General features: G+C 45.4%; 21 protein-coding genes and 1 tRNA gene. 2 read left to right on the top strand and 20 right to left on the bottom strand.

The features are described from left to right. Window position 1: 1 nt before the first annotated feature. The 8 genes from rnr to QNH28_RS00915 all read right to left on the bottom strand — a co-directional run bounded on the left by rnr (window position 2) and on the right by QNH28_RS00915 (window position 10,810). Complete coding sequence (rnr, locus tag QNH28_RS00950; protein WP_283912004.1) at window positions 2–2,875, bottom strand: ribonuclease R; 2,874 nt, start codon at window positions 2,873–2,875, stop codon at window positions 2–4. A 344-nt stretch (window positions 2,876–3,219) separates the two neighbouring features. Then, complete coding sequence (gene secG, locus QNH28_RS00945; protein WP_042123332.1) at window positions 3,220–3,453, bottom strand: preprotein translocase subunit SecG; 234 nt, start codon at window positions 3,451–3,453, stop codon at window positions 3,220–3,222. A gap of 212 nt (window positions 3,454–3,665) precedes the next feature. Continuing rightward, complete coding sequence (gene eno, locus QNH28_RS00940) at window positions 3,666–4,952, bottom strand: phosphopyruvate hydratase (RefSeq protein WP_042123330.1); 1,287 nt, start codon at window positions 4,950–4,952, stop codon at window positions 3,666–3,668. A 68-nt stretch (window positions 4,953–5,020) separates the two neighbouring features. Further along, on the bottom strand, window positions 5,021–6,565 hold the full coding sequence (gene gpmI, locus QNH28_RS00935) for a 2,3-bisphosphoglycerate-independent phosphoglycerate mutase (RefSeq protein WP_283909778.1): 1,545 nt from the start codon (window positions 6,563–6,565) through the stop codon (window positions 5,021–5,023). Between the two features lies 1 nt (window position 6,566). Then, window positions 6,567–7,319: a triose-phosphate isomerase gene (gene tpiA / locus QNH28_RS00930; protein WP_060626476.1), complete on the bottom strand. Its 753-nt coding sequence runs from the start codon at window positions 7,317–7,319 to the stop codon at window positions 6,567–6,569. A gap of 27 nt (window positions 7,320–7,346) precedes the next feature. After that, window positions 7,347–8,528 (bottom strand): phosphoglycerate kinase, encoded by a 1,182-nt coding sequence (locus tag QNH28_RS00925; RefSeq protein WP_283909777.1) that lies wholly within the window; start codon window positions 8,526–8,528, stop codon window positions 7,347–7,349. Window positions 8,529–8,644: 116 nt separating this feature from the next. Then, window positions 8,645–9,655 (bottom strand): type I glyceraldehyde-3-phosphate dehydrogenase, encoded by a 1,011-nt coding sequence (gap, locus tag QNH28_RS00920; protein WP_283909776.1) that lies wholly within the window; start codon window positions 9,653–9,655, stop codon window positions 8,645–8,647. A gap of 102 nt (window positions 9,656–9,757) precedes the next feature. After that, window positions 9,758–10,810: a sugar-binding transcriptional regulator gene (locus QNH28_RS00915; RefSeq protein WP_283909775.1), complete on the bottom strand. Its 1,053-nt coding sequence runs from the start codon at window positions 10,808–10,810 to the stop codon at window positions 9,758–9,760. Window positions 10,811–11,242: 432 nt separating this feature from the next. On the opposite strand from QNH28_RS00915, the gene QNH28_RS00910 reads away from it, so the two are divergent. Beyond that, window positions 11,243–11,317: transfer RNA gene (locus QNH28_RS00910), tRNA-Arg, on the top strand. A gap of 193 nt (window positions 11,318–11,510) precedes the next feature. Further along, a complete protein-coding gene (gene clpP / locus QNH28_RS00905; RefSeq protein ID WP_042184034.1) occupies window positions 11,511–12,107 on the top strand; it encodes an ATP-dependent Clp endopeptidase proteolytic subunit ClpP in 597 nt (198 codons plus the stop codon). Between the two features lie 98 nt (window positions 12,108–12,205). On the opposite strand, the gene QNH28_RS00900 is transcribed toward clpP, so the two are convergent. From QNH28_RS00900 to QNH28_RS00845, 12 genes are all read right to left on the bottom strand, one after another. Beyond that, window positions 12,206–12,844 carry a GDSL-type esterase/lipase family protein gene (locus tag QNH28_RS00900; protein WP_283909774.1) on the bottom strand — a complete coding sequence of 213 codons (639 nt, stop codon included), beginning with the start codon at window positions 12,842–12,844 and terminating at the stop codon, window positions 12,206–12,208. Between the two features lie 109 nt (window positions 12,845–12,953). Continuing rightward, complete coding sequence (locus QNH28_RS00895) at window positions 12,954–14,054, bottom strand: PdaC/SigV domain-containing protein (RefSeq protein WP_283909773.1); 1,101 nt, start codon at window positions 14,052–14,054, stop codon at window positions 12,954–12,956. A 121-nt stretch (window positions 14,055–14,175) separates the two neighbouring features. After that, a complete protein-coding gene (locus tag QNH28_RS00890) occupies window positions 14,176–14,931 on the bottom strand; it encodes an SIMPL domain-containing protein (RefSeq protein ID WP_283909772.1) in 756 nt (251 codons plus the stop codon). 149 nt (window positions 14,932–15,080) lie between these two features. After that, complete coding sequence (locus tag QNH28_RS00885; protein WP_036687106.1) at window positions 15,081–15,350, bottom strand: HPr family phosphocarrier protein; 270 nt, start codon at window positions 15,348–15,350, stop codon at window positions 15,081–15,083. A gap of 97 nt (window positions 15,351–15,447) precedes the next feature. Next, window positions 15,448–16,377, bottom strand: coding sequence for a DNA-binding protein WhiA (whiA, locus tag QNH28_RS00880; protein ID WP_042123310.1), 930 nt, complete (start codon window positions 16,375–16,377; stop codon window positions 15,448–15,450). A 143-nt stretch (window positions 16,378–16,520) separates the two neighbouring features. Next, entirely contained in the window at window positions 16,521–17,468 is a 948-nt protein-coding gene (locus tag QNH28_RS00875; protein WP_283912003.1) for a gluconeogenesis factor YvcK family protein, read from the bottom strand. 57 nt (window positions 17,469–17,525) lie between these two features. Further along, a complete protein-coding gene (gene rapZ, locus QNH28_RS00870; protein ID WP_042123306.1) occupies window positions 17,526–18,425 on the bottom strand; it encodes an RNase adapter RapZ in 900 nt (299 codons plus the stop codon). Window positions 18,426–18,470: 45 nt separating this feature from the next. Then, window positions 18,471–19,421 (bottom strand): ROK family glucokinase, encoded by a 951-nt coding sequence (locus QNH28_RS00865; RefSeq protein WP_060626459.1) that lies wholly within the window; start codon window positions 19,419–19,421, stop codon window positions 18,471–18,473. 208 nt (window positions 19,422–19,629) lie between these two features. Then, window positions 19,630–20,892, bottom strand: coding sequence for a DUF438 domain-containing protein (locus QNH28_RS00860; protein WP_283909771.1), 1,263 nt, complete (start codon window positions 20,890–20,892; stop codon window positions 19,630–19,632). Window positions 20,893–20,932: 40 nt separating this feature from the next. Beyond that, window positions 20,933–21,160: a DUF1858 domain-containing protein gene (locus tag QNH28_RS00855; RefSeq protein ID WP_283909770.1), complete on the bottom strand. Its 228-nt coding sequence runs from the start codon at window positions 21,158–21,160 to the stop codon at window positions 20,933–20,935. Window positions 21,161–21,364: 204 nt separating this feature from the next. Further along, window positions 21,365–22,855, bottom strand: coding sequence for a UxaA family hydrolase (locus QNH28_RS00850; protein WP_283912002.1), 1,491 nt, complete (start codon window positions 22,853–22,855; stop codon window positions 21,365–21,367). Window positions 22,856–22,889: 34 nt separating this feature from the next. Next, a complete protein-coding gene (locus QNH28_RS00845) occupies window positions 22,890–24,359 on the bottom strand; it encodes a tagaturonate reductase (RefSeq protein WP_283909769.1) in 1,470 nt (489 codons plus the stop codon). Window positions 24,360–24,454: the final 95 nt, after the last annotated feature.

Here is a 24,454-nt window from a genome sequence, read left to right as displayed (position 1 = left end):
TTTATTTTTTCTTTCTCTTACGAGGAGGACCGTCTGGATTGCTGCCGGTAGTGTCACTACGCTTGGAAGTGGCTTGTTCCGACGTCTGAACGTTGCCCGGTGTTACGGATTGACCGATGAACACTCCGCTTTTGTTCTTCTTTTTCCGGCGACCTTTACCTGTTGGAGCGCCGCCATGGCCTTCTCCACCGCCAAAGTTACCCCCGCGATCCTCACGGCTACGGAACTTCGTGCTGCCGTCCAGGCCGCGAACTTCGCCGCCGGAAGAGTCAGACGCAGGAGCGCCATATCCGCCTTTGCCGGAGCCAAAGCCGAAGCTGATGCCGCGTCCACCACCGGCACCGCCGTTGTCTCCACCGCGGCCTCGCCCGCCGCTGCGCTCACGTGGCGCGCCTGCGTTGCCGCCAGCTTCGCCTCCGCGCTCGGCGCCCGGCGCCGCAACTACCCGGCTCGCATCCTCGCCGGCATCACGCCCGCGCTTCCGCTTTCCGCGTCCGCCCGGTGCACCAACACCGGCCGCTTCGCGCGGCCCTTCACCGGCGCGCACACCAGCGCCCGGCTTACCCTTGCCCGCGCCTACAGCAGCGCCGGGCTTGCCTTTACCGCCGCGGCCCTTGCTGCCCGCGCCGCCGCCTTTACCCCCGGCTGGCGCCTTGAAGCCGCCGCCACCTGGACGGCCGCCTTTGCCACCGCGGCCGCCTCCAAAACCACCGCCGCGATGTTCACCTGGCGCGCGTGGTTTCATGTCGACCAACTCGAAATCGATCGTGTGGTCATCCATATTTACCTTGGCGACTCGAATCTTAACCTCGTCGCCAATGCGGAACACCCGCGATGTGCGCTCGCCAATGAGCGCCATATGGGCCTCGTCGAAGTGATAATAATCGTCGCTCATCGCACTGAGACGAATAAGGCCTTCGACGGTATTGTCCAGCTCGATGAACATTCCGAAGCTGGTCACACTGCTGACCATTGCCTCGAATTCCTCGCCTACTTTATCCTGCATGTATTCAGCTTTCTTCAGCTGCTCTGTATCGCGTTCTGCTTCTACTGCCAAACGCTCACGTTCCGAGGACTGCTGAGCAATGTCAGGCATCCGACCAGCCAAATAATCATGTCGTTTCTGGCTCAGCGCCCCTCCATTCTCAATCACTTCACGCATTACACGGTGAATGACCAGATCGGGGTAACGGCGAATCGGAGAAGTAAAGTGGGAATAGTATTCTGCAGCGAGTCCGAAATGGCCTGTGCTCTCCGCATCATATTTCGCCTGCTTCATGGAACGCAGCATCATTGTGCTAATAACGGTCTGTTCTTTAGTCCCTTGGATTTGCTCCAACAGATCCTGCAAAGCACGTGGATGAACCGAATTGCCACGGCCCTTCACGTGATATCCGAAATTGGCCGCAAAAGCCATAAAATTCTGTAGCTTCTCAGGGTCCGGATCTTCGTGAATCCGGTAAAGGAACGGAACCTTCAACCAATGGAAATGCTCAGCAACCGTTTCATTCGCCGCGAGCATGAACTCCTCGATAATCTGCTCAGCTACAGAACGCTCACGCTTCACAATATCTACAGCTTTACCGTTCTCATCTACGATGATTTTGCTTTCTTCAAAGTCAAAATCAACCGCGCCCCGCCGCATCCGTGCATCACGCAGCTTCATCGCCAATTCTTTCATAAGACGGAAATCATCAATTAATGGACTATAGCGCTCCAGCAATTCAGCGTCTTCATCCTCCAAAATTTTGCGGACATTGGAATAAGTCATTCTTTCCTTGGTGCGAATCACACTTGTAAAGACATCGTGCTTCACGACCTTCATTTGTTCATTAAATTCCATCTCACAGGACATCGTTAAGCGGTCTACCTGCGGATTTAAACTACAAATCCCGTTAGACAAACGGTGAGGCAGCATCGGAATCACCCTATCCACCAAGTACACACTACAGCCCCGATCATAAGCTTCTTTATCGAGCTCAGAGCTCTCACGCACATAATAACCTACATCCGCAATATGCACGCCTAGCTTGTAATGTCCGTTCTCCAGTCGCTGAACATTAACCGCATCATCCAGGTCCTTAGCATCTTCGCCATCAATCGTGACAATGTTTAGTCCGCGCAAATCGCGTCGTCCCTGCTCCGCAATTTCCTCTTCTGTAATTGAATCCGGAGCGTTGTCCGCTTCGTTCATCACTTCAGCCGGAAATGCCTCTGGCAGCTGATGTTTACGAATGATAGATAAAATATCAACTCCCGGATCATCCTTATGTCCTAGAATCTCAATAATTTCACCTTCTGCCGCTGATCGGCCTTCTGGATAATTTACGATGCGTACAACGACCTTTTGACCGTCTACAGCCCCCATAAAGGATTGCTTCGGAATAAAAATATCGCGGTTAATCCGTTTATCATCAGGCAGCACAAAGCCATAGGTCTCCAGGTTTTGGAACACCCCTACCGTCTGCAATACGCCACGTTTTACAATACGTTCAACTTCGCCTTCCATACGTCCGCCGGACGGACTTTTAGAGGTAATACGGATAAGGACGATATCACCATTCATAGCTCCCTTAAGATCATTCGCATGGATATACACGTCAGGATGATCACGATCATCCGGGATAAGAAAAGCGAAGCCTTTCGCATGAGCCTGTAACCGGCCTCGCAGTAAATCCATCCGTTCCGGCACGCCATAACGTGCATTACGAGTTAGTACAATTCTTCCGTCCTGCTCTAAATCAATGAGTAGTTCCTCGAACTTTTTAAACCCTGTGCTATCTTCTAGAGCAAAATGACTAACCAGCTCTTCATAAGTCATTGGTTTATATGCAGTCTCCCGCATGAAATCGAGTAATATTTCTTGTGTTATCATGTTCGTCACCCCAGCCCTCCGCGGCTCCAAGCCGCTGGCAAATATGTATGTCTTGTCCTGCTCTGTAGTAATGCCAAGTAAATTTTACCTTTACCTACTTCATACCCTAGTATACACGAAATCAATCCTGCGCATCCCTGTTACTGTCATCCAAAGGTAAACGCAGTACAAAATTTCATTCACAACGAAGAAAAAGTCAGTCTATAACGGGTCTACCATATCGAATCTAATTCTTTCTACTATGCAAAGAAAAGCACCTACAGGTGCTTTATCCCCTTTTAATTATAACAAAAAAGCCTTCGCTCCATTCATTCAGAACAGAGCGAGGGCTTACTGTAGGTACTTTAGTCAATGAAGACAGCAGCTAGAATCGCCATAATGAAGAATCCTGCAGCAAGTCCAACTGTTACACGTTGTAGTACGAGTTCCATACCACGAGCTTTTGTTTTACCAAAGAGATGCTCAGCACCGCCGGAGATGGCACCGGAAAGACCCGCGCTTTTCCCCTTTTGCAGAAGAACGACCGCAATAAGACCGACGGAAAAAATCAGGAGCACAACTTTCAAAAAGATATCCATTCACTTCCACCTCCTACGCCTAAGCATCACTATCTATGGTAATTGAGGTTATCACGATACATAAACAGTATTCTTATTTTATCATAGCAGTGCCGGTAATACAACCGCCTAGACTGTTAAGTCGTAGCTTTTCTTGAAAGATTAGGATAAACACACATTTTAAAAAAGACCCACCATAATGGCGGGTCTTCGTACTCTGCTATAAAAGCAGATTATCTTTTAAGGTTGTAGAAGGATTTCAGGCCGTTGTATTGAGCCAATTCACCCAACTCGTCTTCGATGCGAAGCAATTGGTTGTATTTAGCAACACGGTCTGTACGGGAAGGAGCACCTGTTTTGATTTGACCAGCGTTAGTCGCAACAGCGATGTCAGCGATTGTGCTATCTTCAGATTCACCGGAACGGTGAGAGATAACTGCTGTGTAACCAGCACGTTTAGCCATTTCGATAGCATCGAAAGTTTCAGTCAATGTACCAATTTGGTTAACTTTAACCAAGATGGAGTTACCGATACCTTTTTCGATACCTGTTGCAAGACGCTCAGTGTTTGTAACGAACAAGTCGTCACCAACCAATTGAACTTTGTCGCCCAATTTTTCAGTAAGCAATTTCCAACCATCCCAGTCGTCTTCGGACATACCGTCTTCGATTGTGATAATTGGGTATTTCTCAACCCATGAAGCAAGAAGGTCAACATACTCAGCGGAAGTGTAAGATTTACCTTCGCCAGCAAGTGTGTATTTACCATCTTTGTAGAACTCAGTGGAAGCAACATCCATACCCAAGAATACGTCAACGCCTGGTTTGTAACCAGCTTTTTCGATAGCTTCGATAATTGTAGTGATTGCTTCTTCATTCGAACCAAGGTTCGGAGCAAAACCACCTTCGTCACCTACAGCTGTGTTAAGGCCTTTGGATTGAAGTACGGATTTCAAGTTGTGGAAGATTTCAGCACCTGTGCGAAGAGCTTCTTTGAAGCTTGGAGCTCCTACAGGAAGAACCATGAACTCTTGAACGTCGATGTTGTTGTCCGCATGCTCACCACCGTTGATGATGTTCATCATTGGTACTGGAAGAGTTTTAGCGTTGAATCCGCCCAGGTATACGTACAAAGGAATATCCAATGCTGCTGCTGCTGCACGAGCTACTGCCATGGATACAGCTAGGATTGCGTTAGCGCCCAATTTGCCTTTGTTATGAGTTCCGTCCAAAGTGATCATCAATTTGTCGATGCCCACTTGGTCAAGAGCGTCCATACCGATAACTTCTGGAGCGATGATTTCATTTACGTTCTCAACAGCTTTCAGAACGCCTTTACCCATGTAACGGGATTTGTCACCATCACGAAGCTCTACAGCTTCATGAGCACCAGTGGAAGCGCCGGAAGGAACGATAGCGCGGCCTTTAGCACCGGATTCAAGATAAACGTCAACCTCAACAGTAGGGTTACCACGGGAGTCAAGGACTTCGCGAGCATATACATCAGAAATAATAGTCATTTTAGTTAATCTCCTTTAAACAATGTTTTGGTTTTGATTGTTAAAGCTTAATCTTAGGTATTGTTTCCTTATTTGCGACTAGCGATCATAGATTGACCGGTCATTTCCGCAGGTTGCGGAAGTCCCATCAGATCCAGAATGGTTGGTGCTACATCAGCAAGGATACCGCGATCGCGCAATACAACATTTTCATCCGTAAGGATGAATGGAACCGGGTTAGTGGTATGAGCTGTGAACGGACGACCGTTCTCATCAAATACCATGTCTGCATTACCGTGATCGGCGATAATGATCGCAACGCCACCCTTGGCAACAACTGCGTCCACTACTTTACCTACACACTCATCCGTTACCTCTACAGCCTTGATTGTTGGCTCCAGCATACCGGAGTGCCCAACCATATCAGGGTTAGCAAAGTTAAGTATAATAGCATCCTGTCTTTCCGCTTCGATTTCTGCTACGCAGGCTGCAGCCACTTCGTATGCACTCATCTCAGGTTGAAGATCATAGGTTGCCACTTTAGGAGAGTTGATCAAGATACGAGTTTCTCCTGGAAGTTCCTCATCACGTCCACCACTGAAGAAGAACGTTACGTGCGGATACTTCTCAGTTTCCGCGATGCGCAGTTGCTTCTTGTTTTGTTGCACAAGTACTTCACCCAATGTGTTGTCCAGGTTCTTCGGTGAATAGGCTACATAACCTTGTACCGTTTCGCTGAAAGTAGTCAGGCATACGAAGTGCAAATCTTGCGGGAACAAAGGACCCCGGTCGAAACCGCGGAAATCTTGATTCGTGAACACTTGTGACAATTGAATAGCACGGTCAGGACGGAAGTTGAGGAACACGACGGAATCGCCGCTCTCTACCTGAGTCACCGGCTTGCCTTCACTGTCTACAATCACGCTAGGCTCAACGAATTCATCGAACACGGAATTTGAATAAGAAGCAGTGATAGCTTGCAGAGCGTCAGTGTATTTTGGACCTTCGCCATAAACCATAGCGCGGTAGGCTTTCTCTACACGATCCCAACGTTTGTCACGGTCCATTGCGTAATAACGCCCGGATACCGTTGCAATTGTACCTACTCCAACTTCTTCAATCTTAGCTACCAGATCTTGAACAAACTTTTTACCACTATCTGGAGGTACGTCCCGACCATCCATGAAAGCATGGATATACACTTCATGCATATCTTCTTTCTTAGCCAGATCAAGCATAGCAAACAGGTGGTTAATATGGCTATGTACCCCTCCGTCGGATACAAGCGCGTAAAGATGAAGCTTTTTACCTGTGTTCTTAGCATTTCTAACTGCGGCTACCAGTGTCTCATTATCGAAGAATTCGCCCTCACGGATCGATTTATCGATACGAGTCAAATCCTGGTATACAATCCGTCCTGCACCAATATTTAAGTGCCCTACTTCAGAGTTGCCCATTTGGCCTTCTGGAAGACCAACAGCTTCACCACAAGCAGTAAGGGTAGTATTAGGATATTGTTTCAAGTAACGGTCGTAGTTAGGTTTGTTAGCTTGAGCAACGGCGTTGCCTTCAGATGTTCCACGCAAACCGAAACCATCCATGATGATCAAAGCTACAGGTCTTGGAGCTGACATCTTACTTCGCCCCCTCAACCAATTGAACGAAGGAAGCAGGCTGCAAGCTGGCACCGCCAACAAGCGCACCATCGATGTCGCTTTGGCCCATGTACTCAGTTACATTCTCAGGCTTCACGCTGCCGCCGTATTGAATACGAACAGCTTCAGCTGTTGCTGCATCATACAAATCTTTAACAAGACTGCGGATGTAAGCAATAACTTCGTTAGCATCTTGGGAAGTGGAAGATTTACCTGTGCCAATAGCCCAGATAGGTTCGTATGCAATGACAACTTTTGCTGCTTGCTCGGCACTAAGTCCTTGGAATGCAGCTTCAGTTTGTACTTTACATACTGCTTTAGTTTGATCAGCTTCACGCTCTTCGAGCTTTTCGCCAACACATACGATTGGAGTGATACCGTGACGGAATGCAGCATGCATTTTCTTATTCACGATTTCATCTGTTTCGCCAAAATAAGCACGACGCTCTGAGTGACCAATGATTACATAGTCTACGCCGAGATCGCTAAGCATTACACCACTGATTTCTCCTGTGTAAGCACCGTTATCTTCAAAGTGTAGGTTCTGTGCGCCAATCTTGATGTCTGTACCTTTTGCAGCTGCTACAAGTGCAGGCAGGTTAGTAAATGGAGCGCAGATTACAGTCTCAACGCCTTCTACTTCTGCTTTGCCTTTGATATCAGCAATAAAGCTTTCTGCTTCAGGAACTGTTTTGAACATCTTCCAGTTACCCGCAATAATTGGTGTTCTCATGAATTTAGTTGCCTCCTTCTATACGTCTTACTTGTCGTTCAGTGCTTCTACGCCAGGAAGCGCCTTGCCTTCCATGAACTCAAGGGATGCACCGCCACCAGTGGAGATGTGATCCATTTGGTCAGCCAGGTGGAATTTTTCTGCTGCTGCTGCGGAATCTCCGCCGCCAATAACAGTGTAACCTTCAGTAGTTGCACAAGCTTTTGCTACTGCAAGTGTACCTTCAGCGAATTTATCAATTTCGAATACGCCCATAGGTCCATTCCAGACAACCAGCTTGGAGTTTTTGATAATATCGGCATAAAGTTCACGAGTCTTAGGACCGATATCAAGTCCTTCCCAGTCTTCTGGGATTTCATTGAAATTAACAACCTTAGTGTTAGCATCAGCACCGAATTTATCAGCAACAACAACATCAACAGGAAGCATGAAGTTTTTGCCAAGTGCTTTAGCTTTTTCGATGAATCCAAGAGCAACGTCAAGTTTGTCGTTATCTACAAGTGATTTACCGATTTCAAAGCCTTGTGCTTTAGTGAATGTATAAGACAATCCACCGCCGATCAGGACGTTATCAGCCAAAGACAACAAGTTATCAATAACATCAATCTTGTCTTTAACCTTCGAACCACCGATGATCGCAGTGAAAGGACGTTCTGGGTTAGTAAGAGCTTTACCAAGAACGGTCAATTCTTTCTCCATCAAAAGACCGGATACAGCTGGTAGGAAATGAGCGATACCTTCAGTCGATGCATGTGCACGGTGAGCCGCACCAAACGCATCATTGACGAACAAATCAGCCAGTTCAGCGAATTGTTTAGCCAATTCAGGATCGTTCTTTTCTTCGCCTGGGTAGAAACGAACATTCTCAAGTACAAGTACGTCGCCTTCGCCTAGCTCAGCAATTTTTGCTTTTACAGCTTCGCCAACAGCTTCGTCAGCTTTAGCTACTGGTTTGCCGAGAAGCTCGGACAGACGTTCAGCAGCAGTAGTCAAACGCATAGAATCTACGAATTGGCCTTTAGGACGACCCATGTGACTCGCAAGAATGATCTTTGCACCGTTCTCGATCAAATATTTAATGGTCGGAAGGGTTTCGCGAATACGAGTATCATCAGTAATCTTACCGTCTTCTACAGGTACGTTGAAATCCACGCGTACAAATACGCGTTTACCCTTTACTTCTACATCACGGACGCTCTTTTTGTTCATGATTAATTCCTCCACACCCAAAGTTGTTTCTAGCAGGAAACAAGAAATACATTTAGAAAGAGCGGAAACAAGGAACTTCTGTTTCCGCTCTATAGATGTTACTTATATCAAGTCAATTACTTAGCGATTTTAGCGAATTTCTCCAAAGTACGAACCAATTGTGCAGTGTAGGACATTTCATTGTCATACCAAGCAACAGTCTTAACCAGTTGTTTGTCGCCAACAGTCAATACTTTAGTTTGTGTAGCATCAAACAGGGATCCGAAAGTCATACCTTTGATGTCGGAAGATACGATTTCATCTTCAGTGTAACCATAAGTGTCTGGATCGGAAGCTGCTTTCATAGCTGCGTTGATTTCTTCAACAGTAACGCTCTTATCAAGAACAGTTACAAGCTCAGTCAGGGAACCAGTTGCAACTGGAACACGTTGAGCTGCACCATCCAATTTACCCTTAAGTTCTGGAATAACAAGACCGATTGCTTTAGCAGCACCAGTAGTGTTAGGAATGATGTTCTCAGCTGCTGCACGAGCACGTCTGAAGTCACCTTTAGAGTGTGGAGCATCCAAAGTATTTTGGTCGCCAGTGTAAGCATGAATTGTAGTCATCAAGCCTTCAATGATACCGAACTTGTCGTTCAGTACTTTTGCCATTGGAGCTAGGCAGTTAGTTGTGCAAGATGCGCCGGAAATAACAGTCTCAGTGCCATCAAGAATGTCATCGTTAACGTTGTAAACGACAGTTTTCATGTCGCCAGTAGCCGGAGCGGAGATAACTACTTTCTTAGCTCCACCTTTCAAGTGTTTTTCAGCTGCTTCTTTAGTTGTGAAGAAACCTGTGCACTCAAGTACGATATCAACGCCTAGGTCGCCCCATGGCAATTCTTCAGGGTTGCGGTTAGCAAGAACCTTAACTTCTTTACCATTGACTTTGAAGAAGCCATCATGCACTTCAACATCACCTTGGAATTTACCTTGAGTTGTATCATATTTAAGCAAATGAGCAAGCATCTTAGCGTCAGTCAAGTCGTTGATTGCTACCACTTCGATACCTTCTACATTTTGAATACGGCGGAAAGCAAGGCGTCCAATACGTCCAAATCCGTTAATTCCAACTTTTACACTCATTGAATAGTTCCTCCTAGAATTCGTTTTATTTATTCAAAACAGACCGTGAAGCCTGTCATGACAACAATGTTAAGTATAATGCAAGATATATGTTCTAGTGAGTTACGAGGATATCTGTAACTGATTATCAATTTCCTTGCCGATTTCCACAGCAGCAGCCTCGTCTGTGACGAGAATATTCTCCTGTCCGAAACGCAGCATGGCATGAATGGCTTTGGCCTTTGGTTTACCTCCAGCAATACCGATGACTGTCTCCGTCCGAACAATATCTTCTAGACGTAGCCCCATCGTAAGCATCGTATGGACAACCTGACCATCTTCGTTAAAGTAATACCCAAAGGATTCAGCCACGGCTCCCTCACCCTGGATTTCTGAGACAGTTGCCTCATCCAGCTTGCGGCGGCGAGTCATTTCAATGGCATCCCCAATCCCATGTACAATAATACGCGAACTGCGGATGATTTGTACAATCTCTCCAATATTAGAGTCAAGTGCTAATGACTGGTACGCATCCCCACTAAGTAAATCAGGTAAATGCAGCAACCGATAATTCGCTCCAACCCGTTTTGCCATTGTTGAGGCAATCGTATTGGCTTGAATCTCCATACTCTCTCCTAATCCACCACGCGCCGGAACAAACCAAGCGTTCTTATAGGAAAGGGATAACGGCGGTGTCAGTTGATCAGCCATATCGGCAAGCGTTGATCCACCTGTGACAGCAACAATATCATCTGTACGAAGTACACTGAGCAGCGCTTTTGCGCCTGCTCGGCCAAGCTCACGTTTGGTGAACGGCGACGACTCACAATCACCCGGCACCACAATAACTTTATCCAGACCATACGTTGCCCGAATTTTCTCTTCCAGCTCATCCAGACCAAACAGGCTCTTAACGACCGGCTCTAGCAAATCAAGCAGTCTACGCCCAGCAGCGCTAATACGCATACCAACGCTCTCGATCTCAATGAGCCCTTGCGATTTCAGAAGATCCGTCTCGGCACGCAGCACCCGCTCAGTCATATCAAGCGAAGCGGCAAGCGTTCTGCGCCCAATTATATCGGACAGCATGATCTGATGAAGAATCGTGTACCGTCTCTTAAGGGTTTCCATGAGATCAGGCAGAAGCTGCTTTTGGATATCTAATAAATTACGCATACTTTCACTCCTGCAACTTCGTCTTCCTCTATTCCCTTGTTCATGGTCTCAAAATGTCCCGGGTAAACTTTTTAAGTCCCACTCATATTCTAACCAAATATTGCTCGAAGTGCAAGTCTTCCGAGAGTAGAATTCTCAAGCGCTTGTCTTCTTATACATTTCTAAGATCGGGAAAGAGGTTCAGCTCCTAAAACCTGTCATTAACAATCCAGATTCTATCACTGAGTGAAAGACAATGTACGCTTGTCCACCTTGAAGACAAGGGATAGAGCCCGTGTACAGTATTATTAAAAATATAAGAAATTATAGGTTTCACGTTATATATCATCCTTATATTTCTACGAGAAACGGTTGTCGTTAATAAAGGACGATAGCGTCGTTTCATCCTGTCCATTGCAATTGCACAGAAATTGTATTATAATCATTTTTGTTGCGCCCGTGGTCCAATGGATATGACGTAGGCCTCCGAAGCCTGAGATCCAAGTTCGATTCTTGGCGGGCGCGCCATTAATTTCACTTTTGTACATAATTTAGTAGCGCCTATACTACTACTTAACCAAAGAGCCGCGTGTCGGCTCTTTTTTTTGAATATAAGTTTGACTTTCTTTGACTTTTTGTTTGAATTTGTTTATCATGTGGGTAATACGGCAAGAGTAAAAATGAATACATTTGAAGAACCAATATCAAGGAGGTTTTCCACGTGAGTTATATTCCTATGGTAGTAGAACAGAGCAACCGCGGTGAGCGCGCTTATGACATCTATTCCCGCCTGCTGAAGGACCGCATCATTTTCCTTGGAACGGAGGTTAATGACGTGGTAGCCAATTCTATCATCGCACAAATGCTGTTCTTGGCTGCCGAAGATCCGGAGAAGGACATTCACCTTTACGTGAATAGCCCCGGCGGTTCCATTACTGCAGGTATGGCTATTTTTGATACAATGCAGTACATTAAACCGGACGTTTCCACCATCTGTGTGGGTATGGCAGCTTCTATGGGAGCTTTCCTACTTAACGCTGGCGCTAAAGGCAAACGCTTCGCGCTGCCTAACAGTGAGATCATGATTCACCAGCCTTTGGGTGGTGCTCAAGGTCAAGCAACGGATATTGAAATCCGTGCCCGTCGTATCCTGAAATTGCGTGATAAGTTGAATCGTATTCTTGCAGAACGTACGGGTCAACCGCTAGAACGTATTGAGAAGGATACAGATCGTGATTACTTCATGACTGCTGCAGACGCGGCAGCTTACGGTATCGTTGATAAAGTCATCGAGAAGACACTGCCTAGCGGTGTGTAAGCTATAAAACAACAACACAAAGAGGCTGTGCCCTATCCACTTGATGGTTAGCGCACAGCCTCTTTACTTTTCAGACCACTACTTCATACGAATCTCAATTAATACAAACCACCATAACCAAGCGCATCCAGTTTCTCAGCAATCACACGGTAGCCTCGGCCATTAGGATGTAAGTGGTCAATCGATAAAAGGCCCCTCTCGTTTCCTGCAAACTCATTATAAATAGAAGCAAATCCACATACTCGGCTACTGTACTGTGAGGCATAGCGGTTAAATTGCCGTACCCACTCTGTAGCACCTACTACCTGAGGATAGGGATTATACAATCCCACAATTCGAATGATATAAGGTCTACGCGTTCCCGACTTCAATTGGAAGAGGATACTCATAATTGCAGCAAAATTCTGTTTGCATTCTTGCAATGATCTTCGCAGCTCTTTGGATAAATTTTCAGGTTGTCTAGCTGCAGCCTTCGCAGCATGAATTAAATCATTACCACCAATGGATAGAGTGATAATATCGGCTGCTCGAATGGCTTCACGAGTCATAGAGCTTCCGCGTAGCCGCTGTTCCAATTCAGAAGTAGTCAATCCATTCACGCCCAAATTCGTGGAGGCTACATTAGAACGCAGTCTCCCTTCCGCCATTCTACGGTACACCGGTACAAAACCGTTACCTGGCAGAGCGCCAAATCCAGTCGTCAAGGAATCGCCAATTGCAGTGTATTGATAGCTCATAGCTCTCCCCCGTTCATAAACTAGTTACTCCATTTAGCATATGAATTCGAGGTGATTCTGGTAAGGGGGTGATGTCCAGTGCTGACACTAGCGGTTACGACTTCTCTATTTATTTTACAGCAGCAAATGGGCTGCCGCCTTCCGGCAACAGTTCTTTGAAAGTAAAGGAATATTCCGGGAACCCTGCAGCGTAAGCTGTGTATTCATACAATTGGAAGAACAGAACGACCTGATCATCCTTCAGATAAAAATACTTTTCCGTATTCAATCCGTTGAATCCCCCCAAATAGCTTTCCTCCGCTTTTATCAGCTTGTTCAGCTTAGCGTTCAACTCTTTTTTGTAGTTTGGATTAGCACCAAACAGATCACCCAGCAATAGACGCTTGCCATCCCTGAGCGAAAAGGTAAAAGCCTCACGATAGGTCATACCATGAGCGCCGCCCGTATCGCTATAAAGTGACATCACCAAACTGATCACACCATTCTGATTGTAGGTCACCACATAATCTATATCATAGGTATACTTGGGCTCTGACCCGGATCGATTAGAGATATCCTTCTCTGCGCCTGCAGCGAATCTCATGGCACTTTCTTTCAAAATATCATTCATGGCCTGCTGTGCATTGGAATTGCTTAATCCACTGATCTTCGGATAATCAAGCTGGATCAAAGCCTCTTTTCGATCCTTAGCATAGGTTTCAGTGGTTACCGTCAACGCATTCTGTGGTCTGTTCACCACGTTCAACTTACTAGAGCCCTGACTCCAATCCACTTTATAGCCCAAATAATCATTTAATAGACCAGATGGAACATAGAGGCGATTGTTGATTAGCTTTCCTTCATACTCTCGAATGTAATAATTGTTCACCCAAATAGAAGTACCATAGCTAGATAACGTTAACTTGGTCTTAGTCGTTCCCTTTCCTATCGTGTATGCATTTTCTTTTTTATCATAAGTAAGCGGTAATTGCAGCACATCTCGCATAAAAGTGATCGGAACCCAGACCTTCCCTTCCTGCAAAATACCTAGCTGCTTCGAAATCTTCCCGTTTGCCTTTAAAGCTATACTTGAAGCAATTGGCTTACTCTGCGACAGATCAGATGCTGCATAACTAGTAACATCAGGCAATAATCCTCCACCAAGCAATAAACCCGCCGACATCAAACCTATGCCCCATTTGCGTACTGTTTCTTTTGAAATATTCATCATCTTGTTTTCCCACTCCTTTCCAGTTTATTAAACCTAATCTTGGAGAATTTACACAAAAAAAGAGGCGCCCCCACTATTACTAGTGGAAGATCACCTCTCCTGCTTTCATCTTGTTCTGCTACTATTTCAATTCATACATTACGCTCAGCTGTGTTGTAACTTTAACTACTCCCGGTTGAACGGATGTGCTTGCACCAGCATCTGCTGCAGCCATTTCCATTTTTAGATTCTGTTCAAAATAAACCGGAGTGACATTGCCATCATTTTGGCTGACCGTGATTACTTGACCCAAGCTACGTTTAGCTGACTTAGCAATAGCTCCTGCTTTAGCATCCGCGTTCGCCATCGCCTTTTCAATCACCTGAGCTTCAAAAGCAGAAGTATCTTCCACGGAAAAACGTGCATTTCCGATATTATTTGCCCCTGCCGCAGATGCAGCGTCCAGCAATTCACCAACCTTGGTCAGATCTCGATAAGACACTAACAGCGTATGATTGGCGTTGTATCCTTTCACTTGCTGTCCATCTTTTTCGCTATAGCTATAGTTAGGTTGCACATAAAACTGTGTACTTTGAATATCCTTATCTGCGATTTTCCATGTACCTTTCAATAGAGTGGTGATCTTTTGAATTTTGGCAGCATTAGTTTTTTGCGCTTCTTGCGCGGTTGCAGCTGTAGTATCCACACCAATGGACAAGTATACAATATCCGGCTTGATGGACAATTCGCCTTTACCTACTACACTAACAACATTCTTCTGCACTTCATCTGCGTAAGCCTTTGCAGGACCTTGGAAGACGCCACTCATGCTAATCCCTCCAATTAACAAACTCCCTACAATCAACACTGAACCAATCTTCTTAACTAAACCTTTCATATTTGCCAGCCCCTTTCATCCTTTGTGATTTGTTATTATCCTCTAGACGAGTCTTTTTGGTAAATGTTGCACGTCTAAATCTATTTTTTGGTATTAAAAAAAGCCCCTAGGGGCTTTTTAGTCATGCAATAAAAAGTCATTTCAAAAGATTATTGGTTCTCAAGCTCTTCTTTGCTGACAAGACTTGTCAAAGCGTTTACAGCTTGATCCGCGTCTGCACCATCCGCGCTGATATAGATCTCCGTGCCGGAACTGATCGCTAGGCTCATAATACCCATAATACTTTTGGCGTTTACTTTTTTATCGTCTTTTTCCACGAAAATCTCCGACGAAAACTTGTTAGCTTCTTGCACAAACAATGCTGCCGGTCGAGCGTGTAGCCCTGTCTTCAACCGAACAACTACCGGGTGCTTTGTCATGAAACGCTTACCCCCTAATTGAGTTCTCCCCAAAAATTTCACATTAATTTTATATTATTATATCATTATAACGTAAACCACACTAGAAAAAAAGTGACTAGCCGCCTCGAACCTTGTCCGCCAGTTCATCAATCTTACGAAGTCGATGATTTACTCCGGACTTACTAACCGTACCTTTCAGCATTTCACCAACCTCTTTAAGGTTGATATCTGGATGTGCCATTCGAATTTCTGCAACTTCTCGCAGTTTATCCGGTAGGCTCTCCAGTCCCACTTCTCGCTGCAGCAGTTTGATATTCTCAATCTGCCGCACCGCGGCACTTATTGTTTTATTGAGGTTCGCGGTCTCGCAGTTCACGATCCGATTCACGGAATTACGCATATCACGCATAATTCTTACATCCTCAAATTTGAACAACGCTTGATGCGCTCCGATCAGACTTAAGAATTCGATAATCTTCTCGCCTTCTTTAATGTATAGAATGAACCCTTTTTTACGTTCAATGCAGCGTGCGTTTAGGTGAAATTCACCAGCCAGATCGACCAGCGCCTTACAATGCTCCTCATACATCGAGGAAATCTCCAAGTGGTAAGAGGAACCCTCTGGATTATTAACCGATCCACCCGCCAGAAAGGCACCACGCAAATAAGCACGCTTACAGCAGTTATTCCCAACAATCTCTTTATCAATACCGTCGGTAAAAATAAATCCTTCGGATACAATTCTGAGATCATTTAAGATCTCCTGTACGCGGCTAGGGATCCTTACGATATAAACGTTATTTTTCTTCAAACGCATTTTTTTACGCACGAGTAGCTCAATATGGACCTGGTAATATTTCTTAAGTAAAGAATATACCCGCCTTGCAATCGCGGCGTTCTCCGTCGAAATGTCGAGAATAACCTTTTTGCTTGAAAGCTGCACAGATCCATTCATACGGATAAGCGCTGACATTTCCGCCTTCTCACAACAAGGCTCACTCTCCACCATCGTCAGCTCTTTTTTGGTAAGGGCCGCAAAAGACAAGGGTCTCACCTCTTTCTGAAATAAGTACGTCATTCATATATACAAGCATAAACGCCTTCGGTGTCCTTTTGAGGACGGTAAGCGTTTAAGCGAGAAATATAAGAAAGTATAGGTGTAAAACTTATACTTTCTTATATTTTATGTTATACCCTAGGGTTTCTGTTTATCCAATCTTGCACAAGCTGATAGATATGATGACTAAGCTTATCGGTATCATGTCTTAAATAAGTTCGGAATAACACTAGCTTATCTGCTATGACTTTATAACTACTACCTTCTAATACATCCTTGTCGAGCTGTACCGGACGTGCACCCTTCTCAGCGTACTTCGTCTGCACCTGCTCTGGAATTTCGCCATCATTCACAATAATATAATCAAATAAATGAATCCCAATATGATCATAAACGGCTTGTAGATGGTCATTCACGGAATAATTATCTGTCTCACCAGGCTGCGTCATTACATTGCAGACAAAGATTTTGATTGCATCAGAAGATACAACCGCTTCTGCTAGCTTCGGAACAAGTAGGTTCGGAAGAATACTCGTATATAGACTCCCTGGGCCCAAAAGAATCGCATCCGCATTTCGAATCGCTTCAAGCGCTTCAGGCAACGGTTCCACATCAGCAGGCTCCAAAGATACCCTTTTGATGATCCCGCCGGCTTCCGGTATCTTAGACTCGCCCGTGATAATCGTGCCATCCGACATTTCTGCACGCAGCACAACGGCATCCCCCGCAGCGGGCAATACCCGTCCGCGAACAGCGAATAATCGGCTGAGCTCGCGAACAGCTGTGACAAAATCGCCAGATATATCTGTGAGTGCAGCAAGGATTAGATTACCAAGACTGTGGCCTGCCAAGCCTTCACCCGTGTTGAAACGATATCTCATAATATCCGCCATGAGCGGCTCCACATCAGCCATAGCCGTTAATACGTTGCGGATATCCCCAGGAGGCGGCATTTGCAGTTCACTGCGCAAAATGCCCGAGCTTCCTCCATCATCCGCCACCGTAACTATAGCTGTAATATCTAGCGGCTTTTCTTTTAAGCCGCGAAGCATGACAGATAGCCCCGTACCACCGCCCATAACGACGATACGTGGACGCTGTCTTTGTTCTTCAGCCACTATGGACCCCTTCTCTCATTAGTGCCGATCACGCTCGGAATCCCGATGACTCACGGCTACGGATTCCGTTTCGCTGACGCCCAGCATTTTACCCAAATATTCAGAAATGGCTACTGAACGGTGTTTCCCGCCTGTACAGCCAATGCCGATAATAATCTGGGACTTACCTTCCCTACGATATTGCGGTATTAAGAAATGAAGCATATCGAGCAGTTTGGTCAGGAACACCTGTGTTTCAGGCCACTTCATTACATAGTCATAGACATCACTGTCCTGACCTGTTTTGGGCCGCAGGTGATCCACATAATGTGGGTTAGGCAAAAAGCGAACATCGAAGACGAGGTCTGCATCAATAGGAATCCCATACTTAAATCCGAACGATGTAATATTGACGGAAAGCGTACTTTTTCCTAAATGCGAGAACCGAGAAACGATCTTCTCCTTGAGCTGCACTGGTTTCATACTGCTAGTATCCAGACATAATGTGGCTGAATTCTTTAATTCCTCAAGCATTTTACGTTCCAGCTTGATACCATCAAGCGGAAGCCCCTTAGGTGCTAGAGGATGATGACGCCGGCTTTCCTTGTAACGCTGCACAAGTACCGAATCCGTAGCATCCAAGAACAAGATTTCACAGCCAATGGTTGACTCATCTTTGATATAGGCTAGAGATTCGGACAAAGCAGTGAAGAATTCCCTACCGCGTAGGTCAATCACAAGAGCTACCTTGGCGATCTTACCCTTCGACTGCTCAATCAGTTCTGCAAACTTAGGGATCAGCACCGGCGGCAAATTATCGACACAGAAGAACCCTAGGTCTTCCAGACTCTGCACAGCAATTGTCTTACCCGCACCTGACATTCCGGTAATAATGATCAGGGTGGCTCCAGCCGTTGGAGTATTGTCCAATTCGGTCATTAAAGCGTCCCCTCCCTAAATTAGTATATGAATACTCCCTATCTTTTAAGAACGAAGCAGAAGGCCTGCTGCACCAACAATACCTGCATCGTTACCAAGCTCCGCAGGAATGATCGTAACACCAGTCTGAAGCGGAGCTGGTGCGAGCTTTGCAAACACACGACGAACTTCGTCAAATAGAATGTCTCCAGCCTTAGACACACCACCACCAACAATGAAGACCTCAGGGTTAAGCACGGCTGCAACAGAAGCCATAGATTTACCCAGATAGTATGCTGCACGGTTTACTATGCGAATGGCTACTTCATCGCCAGCCTTAGCCGCATCAAAGACTTCCTTCGCAGCAATCTTCTCTACCATAGAGAGGGAAGTACGATCACCACGTGCTACTGCATCATTAGCCATACGAATAATTCCCGTAGCGGAGGAAACGGTTTCCAGACATCCCATATTGCCGCAACCACATTGAATAGCTTCCAGATCCGGCACTACAGTAATATGACCAAGCTCACCGGCTAGACCTGCAAAACCTTGATAAATTTTTCCATTAATAATGATTCCGCCACCCACACCTGTTCCAAGCGTATAGCAGACACAGTTTTCAATCCCGCGTCCTGCACCACTCCAGGCTTCACCCAGTGCAGCCACGTTCGCATCATTGTCTATTTTGACAGGCTTGTTCCAGCGATCTTCCAAAATGGAGCGAATCGGCACATCTTTAAATCCTATGTTGGGCGCAAGGATAATGATTCCTTCACGAATATTTGTGAACCCTGCTACGCCCGCTCCTACACCTGCAAGCTGATCCCAAGAGTACGGGGAATCCTCCACAATTTGGCGTACATACTTCTCGATATTATCGATAACAGTATCAACACCTTCTGCAGTTCCTGTGGGTCCCTCATAAGTGTGCAGTAGCGTTCCCTCAGCATTGCAGATTCCAACCTTAATTGCAGTTCCACCCAAATCCACGCCAACGTAGATATTCTCAGACATGTAACAAGCCACCTTTTTTTATACTAAAATAGTTAATCCTAAGTACCAACTATAATAGAAGCCCCCTCTGTGGTCAAGGAAAGACAACACACCCGGGAATTCCTTATTTTAATACTATACTCTATTATATTCTAAAAAGACCCTCTTACGCTAAGTAAGAGAGTCTTCTACCTATATTATTATTTGGAAAATAACCCAAAACACGCATTTATTCTGATAAAATACGCTTTTGTCCTTCTAATGCACGGATTGGAGCGATATTTTGCGTAAACTCCAGCGTACCCATATACCGGCCAGTCTCGTCGCGGACAGCAAAATAACGGATATAGATGAATTTATCCTTGATGGCAATCCAGAAGTCTTCAGCATCCTTAAGACCTGCCTTAAAATCTTCCAAAAGCTTCTCTACCACATGTACACTTTGCGGAGGATGACAGTTCTGTACCGTACGGCCGATAACTGCCGTAGTTCGGGCAAAGATACGTTCCTTCCCGTGTGAAAAATATCGCACGACATCATTCTCATCAATGAATGTCAGATCTACCGGCAGGTGATTGAGCACGGTCTCCAGCTGATGCAGTGACAACAGCCCTGTCTCAAAACGTATGAACCCTTCTTGCGGAGCAGCTCCCACTGCTTCACCCTGCAATGCTGCACCTTCCGGCTCGGCGGCACGTTCGGGTATCCACTCCTGTTCCGGCGCCGTTAGACAGAACCCAATCTCGTCGCTCTCGCGAGCGATTTTGACCCATTCGTCTTCCGTCAATTTATCCAGCGCCATAGGCAGCAGTATATTCTCTTCCTTAAAGATCATTTCATTAACTTCCTTGATGATCTCCGTAAGTTGAACCCCAATATCTGCTACATTTCCGCTGTAGCTGCTGAGCGCTGCTTTTGCCTCTTTAATCATACGACGGATATGATCATCCACGCCCCACATTACCTTGGTTGGTCCATAAATGCCGTATTTTTCAAGGTAAGGGAACAACAGATTTTCTTTTCGACTGTAGTGTTTATCTAAATCCAGCAGTAAGCTAAAATCCTCCAGCAGCTTAAAGATCAGCTCCTCGCTGTCATTCTTCTGGAATTTAGTAGCATGTAAATCTAAACGGAAGTTCACAAGTCTTTCAATCTCACGGTTTTCTAGCTTGAAGGTGTGGACTGGGTGGCCGGGTTGTTCTTCAGGCTTCGAGGAGCGGTGAATTTGTTCAATAGAGCCCTTGAAAATTGCTGTATGCACCGAACAAAGCCGCTGTACTTCAGATACTGGAATTCCCTCTTCAGTCATTAACGAATGCTCCATTGCAGAGATTTCCGCAACGGTAACATCGCCTACAGCTTCTTCGAAACGTGCCTTAACCTCTTCAACGCTTTTGCCTGCATGCAGTTCTTTAATAATCTCTTTGAGCATGGCCTGGCGACGGGTCTGCTCCGGTGCATTGACCTCGCGGTTATTTATCAGTTCACTCATTATTGCTCTCTCCTTAATGAAATTTTGATGATAGATTCCTTTATTTCATAATCTCGAAGCCTTTTAGTTCAAAGGCTAACTTCACGGTACCGAGATCCATTTTCTTCAATTTGATTCCTTTGGATAAGGTCATGAAACGGCCAGCGGTCTGCAGCATGCCTGGCTTAGCAATGTCCTTAAAGCCCAGCTCTACCATAATCTCAACGACCTCTGGATGCCGTGATACCATCTCGAAGATAGACTCATCCATTCGCAGCATTTTTTCCATTGGACTCTACTCCTTTTATGTGAGAACTATTCTCAACAACAGATTAGCATAGGCCGTACAAGGCGATTGTGATTGCAGTCACTAAATTAGAAGAAAGCACGGGTCGTTCTTTTAAAGATGGATTATGTATACTGTGAAATTAAAAAAACTGCCCCCTACGCTTAAAAAGCATAAGGGACAGCCTGATTCGTAATTAATCTTTTATTATAACGTTACACCTGTTTTGAATATGGAAATCTCGCGGAAATTATTCTTCTCATTATTAACCCATTCGCCACTAGCCACGCTGATAATGTAGTTAATGAATTCACGCAGGACCTCATCTGGAGAACCGTCTTCGACCAACACGCCCGCATTAAAATCAATCCAATGACGTTTCCCTTCATACAAAGGCGTATTCGTCGATACCTTCATCGTTGGCACGAATGTACCAAAAGGCGTACCCCGTCCGGTCGTAAAGATCACCAATTGGCAGCCAGCGGCAGCAAGTGCGGACGAAGCCACAAGATCATTTCCTGGCGCGTTAAGAAGATTTAGTCCTTTGTTAGTGATAAGCTCTCCGTACTTGAGTACATCCATTACCGTAGAATTACCGGATTTTTGAGTGCAACCCAGAGATTTATCCTCGAGCGTAGTAATCCCACCCGCTTTATTGCCTGGAGAAGGATTTTCATATACTGGCTGTTTATAGTCCATGAAATACTGTTTGAAGTCGTTGATAAGATCAACAATTTTGTGGAAAATAGCTTCGTCTGCAGCACGTTCCATCAGAATTTTTTCGGCACCAAACATTTCAGGCACTTCAGTGAGTACAGTTGTGCCGCCTTGGGCGGCCATATAGTCAGACAGACGTCCAAGAAGCGGATTCGCAGTAATCCCGGACAGACCATCCGAGCCTCCACACTTCAGACCAATCTTCAGCTCAGAGAGTGAGACTTCTTCCCGTTGATCGCTCTGTACGTTATTGTAGAGTTCCTTCAGCAGCTTTACGCCTTCTTCAATCTCGTTCCCAACCTCTTGGGAGACAAGAAAACGTACTCGATCCTCATCGTAACTACCCAGCATGTCTTTAAAAATATGCAAATTGTTATTCTCACAACCTAGTCCGAGCACAAGTACGGCGCCCGCATTCGGGTGTTTAACCGCGTTAGCAAGTATTGTACGAGTGTTGTCATGATCATCGCCCAGCTGGGAGCAACCATAGTTATGCTTCAGTACGAGCACGTTATCGAACGGAGTGATATCACCAACCTCTGCTTTAAAAATATTGATGATCTGCTCCGCCACTCCATTTACACAACCAACCGTAGGGACGATCCATAGCTCATTGCGGATACCTACAGATCCGTCAAAGCGACGATACCCTTTAAAGGTCAAATTCTCTGCTTTAAAAGGATCTGGTGTCAGCTTCTGCTCAAAAGTATATTCCTCTACCCCTGTTAGCTTTGTCTTCGTATTATGGGTATGCACCCACTCTCCCGGTGCAATAGGCGCTTTAGCATGACCGATCGGATAACCATATTTCAACACATTCTCGCCTTCGCTAATGCTGGTTAGTGCAATTTTATGACCTCTAGCAATATCTTCCGTAATTTTAATCTCTTTTGAACCAATCACAATGGTGTCGCCTGCTTGATAGTCTTTAAGTGCAACTGCTACGTTATCAGCTTCGTTGATCTGCAGTACCTCTTTTATAGTCTTGATCATATTGTTATCCACCTCCTGTGAATTAATTGTGTGCAGGTCTCTTCACGTACGCTTGCAGCGCTTGCTTCATACCTGTTCTCTCAATCGCAATGAGCCCTTCTGTCACCTTGTCAGTAAGTCCAGCCACTTCATTTAGATCACAGCCCCAGCGATTTGTCGCCGCTAATACCTCAACAGCCAGTGCGCGTAACCCAGTGTCTGTGCCATCCCATCCTGCCCACAAGGAAGCGAACCATTCCAAAATATCCGCATCATCCGCTAGCTGAATCTCTTCTTCCCCTCTACGTCCTTTATAGAAGGCAATTAATGCACTCAATGAGAAAACAAGCTTCTCGGGTAATTGTCCTTTGGACTCTACATATTGCAATAAAGAAGGCAGATCTCTTGTCTTAAATTTCGAGATAGAATTAAGGGAGATGCTCATCAAGTAATGCTGCACATAAGGGTTCAGGAACCTTTCCAATACCGCGTCTGCAAAAGAATTCAATTCCTCTACCGGAATATCCAGCGTCGGAATGATCTCATCGTAGATTAAGGACTTTACGTACGCCCCAACCTCTTCGTGCTCAATTGCCTCGGCAACCGTATCAATTCCGTACAAATACGCTACTGGGGTCAACGCGGTATGAGCTCCGTTTAGAATTCTTACTTTACGAGTCCGGTATGGGGTCATATCATCTACCACGAGCACATTAAGGCCTGCCAGTTCAGCCGGGAACTCCTCTTTAATCCACTGCGGCCCTTCAATTACCCAAAGATGAAACTGCTCGCCGACAACAACCAACTTATCCTCATAGCCCAGTTCTTCGGTGATCTCAGCGATGCTGTCTCTTGGATATCCGGGAACAATGCGATCCACCAGACTGCAGCAGAAGGTATTGGCCTCATTCAACCAGTTTACAAAACCTTCACCAAGATCCCACAGATCAGCATATTTCAAAATAACCTTCTTAAGCTCATCACCATTTCGGTCAATCAGCTCGCACGGAATGATGATAAAACCTTTAGAAGCATCACCATTAAAAAATTCAAAACGCTTATACAATAAGGCCGTCAGTTTACCTGGAAAACTGCTCTGCGGAGCATCGGTTAACTTGTCGCCCTCTTCAAAAGCAATTCCCGCCTCAGTGGTGTTGGATACGATAAAACGCAGCTCTGGATTCTCGGCAAGCTTCATATACTCCTCATGCTGGGCAAAAGGATTAAGCGTTCGTGTAATACAGTTGATGACCTCATGTTCTTTTACCGCTGCTCCATCTTTGATTCCTTGGAGATACAACGTGTATAAACCGTCCTGAGCATTTAGCATTTCTGCAAGTCCGTTGCCCAGCGGTTGTACAACCACCACGCCACCATTGAAATCCGTTTTTTGGTTCATCGTATGAATCTGCCAATCTACAAAAGCGCGCATGAAATTGCCTTCACCAAATTGCAGAACCTTTTCGGGATATTGCTTGTAAGCTTTCCAACTATCGCTATTCAATCTGTTCATATAAACGCCTCCTAATTATAAATGCACACGATAAACCATTTGAATATACTTTATAATACAATATTTATATTATTATTTGGTTAATTTATGCACAC

It is taken from the genome of Paenibacillus sp. G2S3 (assembly GCF_030123105.1).
Classification (GTDB): Bacteria; Bacillota; Bacilli; order Paenibacillales; family Paenibacillaceae; genus Paenibacillus_AQ.
The sequence above is the reverse complement of the archived record's forward strand: the minus strand, read 5'-3'. Positions and strand labels throughout refer to the sequence as shown.

What these genes read in the sequence shown, in the direction of transcription:
- rnr (WP_283912004.1), bottom strand. Translation starts at nt 2,875, where the DNA reads ATGATAACACAAGAAATATTACTCGATTTCATGCGGGAGACTGCATAT.
- eno (WP_042123330.1), bottom strand. Translation starts at nt 4,952, where the DNA reads ATGACTATTATTTCTGATGTATATGCTCGCGAAGTCCTTGACTCCCGT.
- QNH28_RS00895 (WP_283909773.1), bottom strand. Translation starts at nt 14,054, where the DNA reads ATGATGAATATTTCAAAAGAAACAGTACGCAAATGGGGCATAGGTTTG.
- QNH28_RS00890 (WP_283909772.1), bottom strand. Translation starts at nt 14,931, where the DNA reads ATGAAAGGTTTAGTTAAGAAGATTGGTTCAGTGTTGATTGTAGGGAGT.
- tpiA (WP_060626476.1), bottom strand. Translation starts at nt 7,319, where the DNA reads ATGAGAACACCAATTATTGCGGGTAACTGGAAGATGTTCAAAACAGTT.
- QNH28_RS00855 (WP_283909770.1), bottom strand. Translation starts at nt 21,160, where the DNA reads ATGGAAAAAATGCTGCGAATGGATGAGTCTATCTTCGAGATGGTATCA.
- QNH28_RS00865 (WP_060626459.1), bottom strand. Translation starts at nt 19,421, where the DNA reads ATGTCTGAGAATATCTACGTTGGCGTGGATTTGGGTGGAACTGCAATT.
- QNH28_RS00885 (WP_036687106.1), bottom strand. Translation starts at nt 15,350, where the DNA reads ATGACAAAGCACCCGGTAGTTGTTCGGTTGAAGACAGGGCTACACGCT.
- QNH28_RS00845 (WP_283909769.1), bottom strand. Translation starts at nt 24,359, where the DNA reads ATGAACAGATTGAATAGCGATAGTTGGAAAGCTTACAAGCAATATCCC.
- rapZ (WP_042123306.1), bottom strand. Translation starts at nt 18,425, where the DNA reads ATGACCGAATTGGACAATACTCCAACGGCTGGAGCCACCCTGATCATT.
- gap (WP_283909776.1), bottom strand. Translation starts at nt 9,655, where the DNA reads ATGAGTGTAAAAGTTGGAATTAACGGATTTGGACGTATTGGACGCCTT.
- QNH28_RS00875 (WP_283912003.1), bottom strand. Translation starts at nt 17,468, where the DNA reads ATGGGCGGTGGTACGGGGCTATCTGTCATGCTTCGCGGCTTAAAAGAA.
- QNH28_RS00900 (WP_283909774.1), bottom strand. Translation starts at nt 12,844, where the DNA reads ATGAGCTATCAATACACTGCAATTGGCGATTCCTTGACGACTGGATTT.
- gpmI (WP_283909778.1), bottom strand. Translation starts at nt 6,565, where the DNA reads ATGTCAGCTCCAAGACCTGTAGCTTTGATCATCATGGATGGTTTCGGT.
- QNH28_RS00915 (WP_283909775.1), bottom strand. Translation starts at nt 10,810, where the DNA reads ATGCGTAATTTATTAGATATCCAAAAGCAGCTTCTGCCTGATCTCATG.
- QNH28_RS00860 (WP_283909771.1), bottom strand. Translation starts at nt 20,892, where the DNA reads ATGAGTGAACTGATAAATAACCGCGAGGTCAATGCACCGGAGCAGACC.
- QNH28_RS00925 (WP_283909777.1), bottom strand. Translation starts at nt 8,528, where the DNA reads ATGAACAAAAAGAGCGTCCGTGATGTAGAAGTAAAGGGTAAACGCGTA.
- secG (WP_042123332.1), bottom strand. Translation starts at nt 3,453, where the DNA reads ATGGATATCTTTTTGAAAGTTGTGCTCCTGATTTTTTCCGTCGGTCTT.